Source organism: Labrys sp. KB_33_2 (assembly GCF_052114505.1).
Taxonomy (GTDB): domain Bacteria; phylum Pseudomonadota; class Alphaproteobacteria; order Rhizobiales; family Labraceae; genus Labrys.
The window spans coordinates 363,966-373,725 of the sequence record NZ_JBFREW010000010.1 but is presented as its reverse complement, the minus strand read 5'-3'; the positions used below and the strand labels follow the sequence as shown (position 1 = coordinate 373,725).

Genomic DNA, 9,760 nt, shown 5'->3' with positions numbered 1-9,760 from the left:
GAGGATCACGGGCATGGCCTTGGCGTGATGCGGTTTCACGACTGCATTCGGCTCCGTCGTCAAGAACCCGAAGACATCTGCCGTGACCTCGCCCTCTTTCACCTTCCGGACCGAGGTCCAGTTCGTCCAGATGCCGGCGAAGAACGCGATCGGCTGGTTGTCGTTGAGCGCGAACCACTTCAACGCCTTGCCGCCCTTCTCGTTCTTCTCGCTGTCGGAATATTCGGAGAAGGCGGTCATCGGCACCAGGCACCGGTTTTCTTGGCCCAGCCAGCGCCGCCAATGAGGCGAAGACACATTGCGGATATTGGTGACGCCGGCATCGCTCTTTTTTCCCTCGAGGAATTTCGGCGGCGTCGGCATTCCCCAGCGGGCCAACACGAGCTCACGGACGCCGTCCACTCCGTCTCGAATGATCGGTGACGGATAATCGGGATAGACGTCGACCGCGTCAGGCCAGTTGACCGTGTCTCGAATGACCGGCCCGAGGAGCCGTAGCTCCTCTTGCGTCATGCGTTGATTGAAGAGATTGCACACGACTGCCCCCTTAGCGATGCGGGAGCACGGTATCTCCTCGCATTTCACGGTTCTGCTCGCAGTCTGCTGCGAGCTTCTGGGCGCTGATGCCCAACGCGAAGCTTGCAAATTTGGCGGGCTCGCGCCAGCCCTCACAAATGGCCTTGGCGGCGATCTCTTGTGCCTCCTGCCAGACGTCAGCGATACGAACCTCGCGATCGGTCATCTCGACGTCAGGGTCGAATTCGATGCCTTCGAGCTTGAAGAACGCAGCGGCAGCCTGGGCGGGAAGACACATGTTCTCCTCGAAGAACGCCAGAGCTGCCTTGTGCCCTTTCTCCAACTCTTCCTCGGTCGCGCCAGGCACGTAAATGGCGAGCTTTTTGGTATCGCCAGGCCGTAAATTTCCTTTGAAATTCGCGTTCAGGTTCATTGGGCACTCCTGCTGATTGCCATCAATGGATGCGTGAGAAGGGGATACCATGCCGTGAACGAAATGAGAACAAAATTCTCGACTCGTCGAAAAAACGGGACTAGCCTTTACGCCATTCGACACGACAGACGGAGGCTCCAATGGAGGTCTGGGACTATCTTGAAAGGCCGAACCGAGCCGCGGCAACGCAGGATGAAGAGGATGCGTTGCAGAAGGTCATCGCAGAGTGCGCAAGCGCGAATACGGCGCTGCTCTGGCTCTATCGCGTGGCTCTGATCTCACATCAGGAGAACGAAGAATCTCTTGATCGGATAGAGCGGCTCGATCGCCTGCACCAGGCCGAGATTCGAGAATTGAAAGGTCTGCCGGCCAAAGAATGGCGCGACCCGCTTCGGGCGCCTCAATGACGCAGCCGGCCCCAGAGCCGGCTACCAATGATCTCGAAACCAGTGTGGACGGTGCAATCGCAGCCTGTGATGGCGACGCGAGAGAGGCCGTGCGCGTCCTGCTGGTGGCGCTGGATCATTGCCAGACCGAGCTTGAACAACGAAACGAAGAGATCGCGCGGCTCGCTAGGGACATCTCGCGAGGCTATTCGCGTGGACGTCATGGATGACTTTTCAAGGTGAGATCAAGGGGCTGAAGTTTCAGCAATACGGCCCTTTTCCTCAGACCGTCGCGGAAGCCATAGAGCATGGATGGACGGCCCTCATGGTGGGTGTCTGGAAGTGCGAATTCCGGTGTAAGCGAGAAGACAATCTTCTCTTCGCGGATCTGGCCAATCGGGGCGAGCGGGGCTGCCATCTGGCCTCGCTCTATGACAGCGCTCTCTGCAGGCGTTGCGGCAAGAAGCCGGAGTTTTCTCACCTCGGCCATAAGTTCCGCATGAACCAGATCGAAGTCTGGCATCGGCGGTCGGTCCATTTCATGGATGGGAAGGCTGTCAGTGTCGGCCGCGCCAAGGGAGCCGATATCCGCCGTGGCGCCGAAGCCTTGCCACCCGACAACAAGGTTCCAACGGTCGGCCAGCTGTTCGAGGAGCCTGGATGGCTCTGGATCGTTTGCGAGAAGTGCAACCACCGCAAACCCGTCCGGACCCAATCTCTCATTCAGCAATGGGGCCGAGACACCTCCAGCAACGCGATCCTTCGCTCCTTGCGCTGCAAAAGGTGCGAATGGAAGCGAGCCAAGTTTCAGAGCCCGAGTTGGGGCGGCTCACAAAACCAGTGGGCATCATTCCCAGGGAACGAATTCAGGGACGACGAGCTCTGAGTGCTTCAGCAATCTGGCGATCGGTCTCTTCGTTGGCTGCCTTTGCGAGCATGTGGTGATCGGCCAGGCTCTGCAGCGCGACGGCGATCTCGATCGTCTCCCACCCTGCCAGCTCCGCGCGCTCTACCAAATCTTGGAAGCTGCGCTCTAGCGCCTCCTCACAGTTCAGCAAGCGATCGGAAATGTCGCACCGCCGATCCGGTCCACGCAATGGAGCATGACGCCCTTTGGCCATTCGGCACTCCTAAACACATAGTTTAGTATTCCGACACGGGGAAAAACCATAACAGTTTCAAAGGTGCATTCTACCCCGATTTGTCGGAACGGGCGTTGAAACTTCTCAATAGACAAGCGACTTGTAAGCGGTAGGTCGCGAGTTCAAGTCCCGCAACCGGCACCATCTTATCACTTCCCTTGGGTTTCAATTGTTTGGGCCGTGCCGTCGCAGGCTGGTGGAGTGGTTTTGTTCTAAAGCTTGACGCTCTGGCATCGCTTTCATGGTGAGCGCCACGGGCCAGTCGCTCGTGACAGTTGCCTGGAAAGTCGCCAGGGTTTCAAAGCCAGCTATTGGGCACCGGCGATGACGGCGGATCGGGCCGCGTCACTCCTCGTCATTGTCGCCTTATTGTGCGGGGCCGAGTTCCTGGGCGAGTCCGATCAGAAGCCCCCCAGGCCCGCGGATGTAGCAGAGCCGATACGCGTCTTTATACTGGACGACCTCACCTACGAGTTGCGCGCCGCGATTGCGGAGCCGTTCGAGCGTCTCGTCGATGTCGTCGACGGTGAACATGGCGCGGAGGTAGCCTAGAGCGTTAACCGGCGCGTTGAGGTGATCGGCGATGACAGGCGGCGAGAGGAAGCGGGATAGCTCGATCCGGCTGTGACCGTCCGGCGTGCGCATCATGGCAATCTCGACGCGCTGATCGCCTAGCCCAGTGACACGTCCCGCCCATTCTCCTTCGATCGTGGCACGTCCTTCGAGCTCGAGGCCGAGCTCGCGAAAAAAATCGATCGTCCCTTCGAGGTCATCGACGACGATTCCTACGTTGTCCATCCGTTTGAGCGCCATGTCACAAATCTACAAGGTGTCGTCTGAGCCGTAAACTCCTAAAACTGCTTGCTAGGGCAGGGAAGCAAGTGGTGATTCAGGGCACTGGTTAGGAGCCTTATGATGCATCGCCGGCTTGATCTGAGGGATTTTGGCTGGTCGCTGGTCGAGCCAATGCCGCCGCAAAAGAGCCGAGGTGTTGCGCGGGTCGACGACTTGCCTCGATTGGCAGGCGAGGATCCTCGCCTGCTGTCCCCTGGTGCCGGTTCTTCCGCTATTTGCGGATGAGGCGGACAAGGCACTGCGGAACTTGGTTGCGAGCATAGCTGAAAAAGCGCTCTGCACCGCAGCGTATCGGATGCTCGGCAAGGTGTCCGTCTTTGGCGCGCAACCCATACGGAGTGGATTTTCATCGTCGCGAAGGCTGATGTAACACTGGCTCGACGGCGATACGGATGTCGCGAATGCCGAGCGTCTCTCCAATGAGATTTAGATCCGCGAGTCTCGTAACGGCGATCTCGACACGGGTCCATCCGGCCCCTCGGCTGCTCAAAGCAAGTCGAGATACAGCGGTTCAGGATCGCTCATACACCCCAGGATGCAACCAGCAACACCGGCATGGGCCTTCGGTTCGCCAGAATATGCCGTCCACGCGTCGGTGATTGCTCGGTCACGTGATGCATCCGGCCATATCGGTGGCGAGCGCCGCGGAGGCGTGCGTGGCATCCATCTCCTCTTAGGAAATAATAGTCCTGCTCGACCCCAGTATCATAGAAATGTGAACTCTAAGTACTTTGGCGATTTTTATGTAAGTGATCATCGGCGAGTTGAATTTCCCGGTCTCGATGTCGACAATTTCCTCGATAGATACATGTGCTTTGTGCGAAAGTTCCTCCTGGCTGAGATTATTTGCTTTTCGCCACGCTTCTACGATATTGATTTCATTGCCCTCAACGTGTCCATTGGGAAGCGCGCGCGAGGATTTCAGGTGTCGTTGTATATCAGCCCGCATGCGGTAGTAGGGACTGCAGGCGACGGTGATATCTCGGTGTTCAGGCGTGTCTGAGTGGCGTAATTTGGCCGGATGCCTTTGCATATGGACCTCCATATTTGAAAAGAATGGTGTTAATCGAATTTTTCCGATTTTTATTATATAGATAGATGTAATTACATTTTATTTTAGTTGAATATTATTCAAGTACGTGTAATTTTTATTTGCATTCTACAGTAGAGTTATCAATTTCTCTGTGAGGGGCGGCGCATTCTTTTGCTTTTGTGAGATTGTTGCTGGAAAGTCTCATTGTCGATGTGTCCGTAGGGTATTGAACTCTCTCCATCTTCAATCTGAGGCCATCTGCTGCAGCGTCTCGAAGAGAATTCGCTGCGTAACCACATCCAAAAATCGTCGCGACGATGGCTGTAACAGCGACGAAAGAGCGGGTGTTCATATTAACTCTCCGGTGATTGCCGCACGTCTGCCGTGGGAGATGGATTGAGAGAAACGACGGCATGCCATGACTGCGCGGAGGGACTAATTTATGCCTGCAACCACAAGATTTTCGTTTTGATGTCGCCAGAATATCGATCACTTAACGCATGAGTGCTGGATCAATTAAGCAGAGGGAATGATATCATCAAAAATTGCATCGACATCTTCGTCAATATTAGACAAGAAAAATGCAAATGCAGCGTCGAAACGCCAAAATATTCCCTGTTGACTTTTGTAGCACCCTTTTGGATTTGGACCTACCATTATATTTATTGGCGCGAATTCATTGAGTTTCGAAGGGCGCGCTCCGCGTCGTGCCGGCGGTCGCATTGCTGCCCGGGAATGGGTGGGCCCTTTGCGGGCTACCTTGTGATGTTCCGAAGCCCCGAATCTCGCCCTAAGTCCTTATGCGGCTAAATATGGCCCGGCGCGTTTTCTTTCAGGACAGGCGATGACGAGTTTTCAGGGGATGCGGCGGGGGCCGAAAGGGTGGCCGTACATAGTTACCGCCAGCGGCTCGATAATATTGTTCGTCATCACCGGGGCGATTGCCAGGTGACAAAAATAAAGCGCCGCACCTGTTGGGGAGGTGCGGCGCCCGAAAAGAAATCAAACTATGCAATATCGAAAAGCGCAAACACGCCTTCATCTACACTTACGTACTAACAATCGTTACTGAACTGACGATACGCTTGAACACTCAGTCTCAGAGGAGCCGCAATCCAGAAGAATGATTGCCATCCCTTCCATGGGGTTGTTTATAAGACGGATCGTCTCCTAATGCAAGAGATATAATACGGGGCGTATTGAAATTTTCGTGAGCGGTGAGCTGTCGCTTACCCCTCCTCAATGGGCGGCGGCTGGCGCTTAGTCTCGAGCTGCTGCTCTGGCGATTTCCGCCCGCCGCCACGGGAGATAGGGTGGCCATACAAGGTCTGGTTGATTGTAAACAAGCACAGAAGCGTATATATATGAGACATTACGTCTAGATTATATTCTTGACATTTGAAGGAGTTGTCGGTGGCCATTGCGCAGCAGGCGGCACGACCCGTCGGAAGACCGCGCTGCATGGAAACGCATCAGGCGATTTTGCATGCAGCGGCCGAATTGCTTGAACGCGCTCCCTATCGCGACATTTCGGTCGAACGCATCGCTGCCCTTGCCGGGGTAGGCAAGCAGACCATCTATCGCTGGTATGACAGCAAGGCCGATCTCCTGCTCGATGCCTATCTTGCCCGCTGCACCGAAGTGCTGCCACCCATGGTTGCAGGCGGCGAACCCATGGTGAATTTCCGCAACTATGTACGCCGTCTGGCTGAATATCTCAGCAACCCGATGATGGAGGGCGCCTCCAGGGCCCTCCTGGCCGAGGCGCAGTTCGAACGTCCGTTCCGAGAACGATTCAGCGAGATCGTCATGAAACGCCGCCAGGAGATTGCCAGGGCTTTCGTGATCTCAGCCATGCATAAGAAGCAGATCCGGGACGATGTCGATCCAGATATGGTACTGGATCTGATCATGTCTCCGATCTTCCAGCGGTTCCATACCACCGTGACACCGCCCGATGCGGCCTATGTCGACAAGATCTTCGATATGGTGCTGGCGGGGCTGGCTGTGCGGAACGAACCCGTGGCCAGGGTTGCCGCGGAGTAGGATAGAGGACTGACTGCAGAACGGCCTCCGCTGCCGTCCTTCAGACGTCAGGTGCCGAAAATCTGCTGACGCCCGGCCATCAGCGTGGCCACTTCCTCCGCTGCGAGGGGGGCGTAATCATGGCTGTCCACGCCGACATCGAGGCTGTAGCCGAAGGGCTCGTTGTCGAGGCGGCCATGCACATGCCCGAACAGATGCCAGGCTCCGCGCCAGGCTCCCGGCCATTCCCGCATCGGATAATGGCACATCACGATAGTTTGGCCCTTCCAGCGTAACTCCCTGATCTCGGCTATCGAACGCAAGCGCCCGGTCGATTCCAGCTTGGTCGGATCGTCGTGGTTGCCGAGGATGAGATGGATCTGGCCGTTGAGGCGTTCCAGATAGGTCTCGGCTGGTTTGCCCGCGCGAAAGCTGAAATCGCCGATGTGATAGATCACGTCGTTGGGCGCGACCTTGTCGTTCCAGCGTGCGATCAAGGCCTCATCCATCGCCTCGACGGTTTCAAAGGGGCGCTTGCACAGGCGGATGATCGATTCGTGGCCGAAATGAGTATCGGCGGTGAAGAAGAGCTTGCTCACGCCAGGGCCTGTTTCGAGGCGCCGGCCCGCAGGCCGACGCCCATTGCACAAGGGAGGGAGTGTCCCTCCGATTTAGCGCCGCAGATCCGGCGGGGTCGCTTCCTTGACCAGTTCAGTGATCGCTTCCTCGAGCGGCAGGACCGACTGGGCCTGAGAGCCGAGACGGCGGATCGAGACGGTGCGTTCAGCCCCTTCCTTCTTGCCGAGGGCGAAGATCACCGGGGTCTTGGCGAGGGAATGCTCGCGCACCTTGTAGTTGATCTTCTCGTTGCGCAGATCGATTTCCGCGCGTAGTCCCGCCGCCCGCAAGGCACCGACGACTTCCTGGGCATAGTCGTCGGCGTCCGAGGTGATGGTGCACACCATTACCTGTTCGGGAGCCAGCCAGAGCGGGAAATGCCCGGCATGGTTCTCGATCAGGATGCCGAGGAAGCGCTCCATCGAGCCGCAGATAGCGCGGTGGATCATCACCGGTGTCTTCTTCTCACCGTCCGAATCCACGAAGAAGGCGCCAAAGCGCTCCGGCAGGTTGAAATCGACCTGCGTGGTGCCGCACTGCCATTCGCGGCCGATGGCGTCCTTCAGGGTGTATTCGAATTTCGGCCCGTAGAAGGCGCCTTCGCCGGGATTGATGCCGGTCTTGATCTGGTTCGACTGCGCCTGGATGGTGTCGAGCACCTTCATCATCACGTCTTCGGCTCGGTCCCACAATTCGTCCGAACCGACGCGCTTCTCCGGCCGGGTGGAGAGCTTGATCGTAATCTCGCTGAAGCCGAAATCGGCATATGTCGACAGGATGAGATCATTGATCTTCAGGCATTCGGCAGCCATCTGCTCGTCGGTGCAGAAGATATGGGCATCGTCCTGGGTGAAGCCGCGCACGCGCATCAGGCCGTGCAGGGCACCCGAGGGCTCATAGCGGTGCACCGCGCCGAATTCGGCCAGGCGCATGGGCAGGTCGCGATAGGACTTCAGGCCGTGCTTGAAGATCAGCAGGTGCCCCGGGCAGTTCATCGGCTTGATGGCGAAGACGCGCTCGTCCTCGGTCTCGTCGCCGGCCGACTTCGCCATGAACATGTTTTCGCGATACCAGCCCCAATGGCCGGAGATTTCCCACAGATGCTTGTCGAGCAGCTGGGGGGCGTTGACTTCCTTGTAGTCGGCCTTCAGGCGCCGGCGCATATAGGCGATCAGCTCCTGGAATATTGTCCAGCCCTTGCCGTGCCAGAATACCACGCCAGGGCCTTCCTCCTGGAAATGGAACAGGTCCATCTCTCGGCCCAGGCGGCGATGGTCGCGCTTTTCGGCTTCCTCGATCTGCTTGAGATAGAGGTCGAGCTCCTCCTGGTTGCGCCAGGCGGTGGCATAGATGCGGGTCAGCATCGGATTGTTGCTGTCGCCGCGCCAATAGGCGCCGGCCACCTTCATCAGCTTGAAGGCGGTGCCGATCTGGCCGGTCGAGACCATATGCGGGCCGCGGCAAAGATCGAACCAGTTGTCCTGGTAGTAGATCTTCAAATCCTGGTCGGCGGGGATGGCCTCGACCAGCTCGACCTTGAACTTCTCGCCCTTGTCGGCGAAGACCTGCTTGGCCTTGTCACGGCTCCAGATTTCGCGGGTGAAGGGCGCGTTGCGCGCGATGATTTCGCGCATCTTCGCTTCGATCTTCGGGAAATCCTCCGAAGAGAAGGGCTCGGCGCGGTAGAAGTCGTAATAGAAGCCGTTCTCGATCACCGGGCCGATGGTGACCTGGGTGTCGGGCCAGAGCGACTGCACGGCCTCGGCCATGACATGCGCGGCATCGTGGCGGATCAGCTCCAGCGCTTCCGGGCTCTCGCGGGTGACGATCTCGATGCGGGCATCCGCGCCGATCTCCTCGGCGAGGTCGGTCAGTACCCCGTCGAGCTTCATGGCGATGGATTTCTTGGCCAGCGATTTGGAGATGCCCTCGGCAACGGCCTTGCCGGTCACGCCGGCATCGTAGGAACGCTGATTGCCATCGGGGAAAGTCAAAACAGGCATATGTGTCTCCGGGCTCACTCCTGCCAACCAAGCAGGTAAGCGATTTCAGGTGATAAAGAGGGCTTACTGGCCCTCGTCGCAGGTAAAAGGCCGCCGGCGGCCATAGCGCCACGGTCTATACCAGCTCGTGTCGGCGGGCAATCGTTCCGGCACGGGATCGAGGCCCGAGCTGCCCCAGGGATGGCAGCGGCAGATGCGGAACACCCCCATCCAGCCGCCCGCCCATACGCCGTGGCGCTCGATCGCCTCGTCCGCATATTCCGAGCAGCTCGGGAAATAGCGGCATTGCCGCCCGATCAGAGCCGACAGCGTGACCTGGTAGGTCCTGATGACGAGATGTGCGGCAGTGCGAGGCCAGGTCATGACGAGATGCGACAGGGGTGAGGGCCTCCAGCCGGAAGCGGAATCAAAGTTCGAGGGCGATATCGGTCTGGAAGGTCTCGACGATCTCGATCATGCGCCGGACCTGGTCGAAGGCCGATTGCAGCCTTTCCTCCAGTTCGATGAGCTCGTTGAGGGAAGTGACGGTAAACTTGGTCCCGCGCAGGAATTCGCTGCGCTTGAGCGACAGGCTGCGGTCGGCCCAGATCGACTTATAGGCGAGTACGAGTTCGTCGGGATAACCCTTGAACAAGGCGGTGAGATCCTTGTCCGTCTCGATGCGGCTATGAACCTCGAACTTCTTGCCGCCGATCAGCCCCGACTTGACGTTTCGCCGCAGGATTAGTTTCAACATGGGCGCCCCCGTC

At 57.8% G+C, this 9,760-nt stretch carries 12 protein-coding genes; 2 read left to right on the top strand and 10 right to left on the bottom strand.

Annotation, left to right across the window (positions count from 1 at the left end; all coding sequences use genetic code 11):
• The coding region (locus AB4037_RS19550) for an SOS response-associated peptidase (RefSeq protein WP_441772641.1) at positions 1-537 on the bottom strand (537 nt) is incomplete at its 3' end.
• Between the two features lie 10 nt (positions 538-547).
• Entirely contained in the window at positions 548-949 is a 402-nt protein-coding gene (locus tag AB4037_RS19545; protein WP_441772640.1) for a hypothetical protein, read from the bottom strand.
• A 140-nt stretch (positions 950-1,089) separates the two neighbouring features.
• Between AB4037_RS19545 and AB4037_RS19540 the strand changes: the two genes are divergently transcribed.
• Positions 1,090-1,356 carry a hypothetical protein gene (locus AB4037_RS19540; protein ID WP_441772639.1) on the top strand — a complete coding sequence of 89 codons (267 nt, stop codon included), beginning with the start codon at positions 1,090-1,092 and terminating at the stop codon, positions 1,354-1,356.
• Between the two features lie 199 nt (positions 1,357-1,555).
• On the opposite strand, the gene AB4037_RS19535 is transcribed toward AB4037_RS19540, so the two are convergent.
• The 4 genes from AB4037_RS19535 to AB4037_RS19520 all read right to left on the bottom strand — a co-directional run bounded on the left by AB4037_RS19535 (position 1,556) and on the right by AB4037_RS19520 (position 4,365).
• Positions 1,556-2,029: a hypothetical protein gene (locus tag AB4037_RS19535; protein WP_441772638.1), complete on the bottom strand. Its 474-nt coding sequence runs from the start codon at positions 2,027-2,029 to the stop codon at positions 1,556-1,558.
• 172 nt (positions 2,030-2,201) lie between these two features.
• Entirely contained in the window at positions 2,202-2,456 is a 255-nt protein-coding gene (locus AB4037_RS19530; protein ID WP_441772637.1) for a hypothetical protein, read from the bottom strand.
• A gap of 387 nt (positions 2,457-2,843) precedes the next feature.
• The gene (locus AB4037_RS19525; RefSeq protein ID WP_434955853.1) at positions 2,844-3,290 is read right to left on the bottom strand and encodes a VOC family protein; all 447 of its coding nucleotides are present in this window, start codon (positions 3,288-3,290) and stop codon (positions 2,844-2,846) included.
• Positions 3,291-4,005: 715 nt separating this feature from the next.
• Positions 4,006-4,365 (bottom strand): helix-turn-helix transcriptional regulator, encoded by a 360-nt coding sequence (locus AB4037_RS19520; RefSeq protein ID WP_441772636.1) that lies wholly within the window; start codon positions 4,363-4,365, stop codon positions 4,006-4,008.
• A 1,461-nt stretch (positions 4,366-5,826) separates the two neighbouring features.
• Here AB4037_RS19520 and AB4037_RS19515 point away from each other — a divergent pair.
• Entirely contained in the window at positions 5,827-6,411 is a 585-nt protein-coding gene (locus AB4037_RS19515; RefSeq protein ID WP_434955855.1) for a TetR/AcrR family transcriptional regulator, read from the top strand.
• Positions 6,412-6,458: 47 nt separating this feature from the next.
• Here AB4037_RS19515 and AB4037_RS19510 read toward each other — a convergent pair whose 3' ends face one another.
• The 4 genes from AB4037_RS19510 to AB4037_RS19495 all read right to left on the bottom strand — a co-directional run bounded on the left by AB4037_RS19510 (position 6,459) and on the right by AB4037_RS19495 (position 9,747).
• Entirely contained in the window at positions 6,459-6,989 is a 531-nt protein-coding gene (locus AB4037_RS19510) for a metallophosphoesterase (protein WP_441772635.1), read from the bottom strand.
• A 72-nt stretch (positions 6,990-7,061) separates the two neighbouring features.
• The gene (gene thrS, locus AB4037_RS19505; RefSeq protein WP_441772634.1) at positions 7,062-9,011 is read right to left on the bottom strand and encodes a threonine--tRNA ligase; all 1,950 of its coding nucleotides are present in this window, start codon (positions 9,009-9,011) and stop codon (positions 7,062-7,064) included.
• A gap of 63 nt (positions 9,012-9,074) precedes the next feature.
• On the bottom strand, positions 9,075-9,374 hold the full coding sequence (gene yidD / locus AB4037_RS19500) for a membrane protein insertion efficiency factor YidD (RefSeq protein WP_441772633.1): 300 nt from the start codon (positions 9,372-9,374) through the stop codon (positions 9,075-9,077).
• A 43-nt stretch (positions 9,375-9,417) separates the two neighbouring features.
• Complete coding sequence (locus AB4037_RS19495) at positions 9,418-9,747, bottom strand: hypothetical protein (RefSeq protein ID WP_441772632.1); 330 nt, start codon at positions 9,745-9,747, stop codon at positions 9,418-9,420.
• Between the last annotated feature and the right edge of the window lie 13 nt (positions 9,748-9,760).

Coding starts and splice junctions, on each gene's coding strand:
- AB4037_RS19525 (WP_434955853.1), bottom strand. CDS start 3,290: ATGGCGCTCAAACGGATGGACAACGTAGGAATCGTCGTCGATGACCTC.
- yidD (WP_441772633.1), bottom strand. CDS start 9,374: ATGACCTGGCCTCGCACTGCCGCACATCTCGTCATCAGGACCTACCAG.
- AB4037_RS19515 (WP_434955855.1), top strand. CDS start 5,827: ATGGAAACGCATCAGGCGATTTTGCATGCAGCGGCCGAATTGCTTGAA.
- AB4037_RS19495 (WP_441772632.1), bottom strand. CDS start 9,747: ATGTTGAAACTAATCCTGCGGCGAAACGTCAAGTCGGGGCTGATCGGC.
- AB4037_RS19545 (WP_441772640.1), bottom strand. CDS start 949: ATGAACCTGAACGCGAATTTCAAAGGAAATTTACGGCCTGGCGATACC.
- AB4037_RS19520 (WP_441772636.1), bottom strand. CDS start 4,365: ATGCAAAGGCATCCGGCCAAATTACGCCACTCAGACACGCCTGAACAC.
- thrS (WP_441772634.1), bottom strand. CDS start 9,011: ATGCCTGTTTTGACTTTCCCCGATGGCAATCAGCGTTCCTACGATGCC.
- AB4037_RS19540 (WP_441772639.1), top strand. CDS start 1,090: ATGGAGGTCTGGGACTATCTTGAAAGGCCGAACCGAGCCGCGGCAACG.
- AB4037_RS19530 (WP_441772637.1), bottom strand. CDS start 2,456: ATGGCCAAAGGGCGTCATGCTCCATTGCGTGGACCGGATCGGCGGTGC.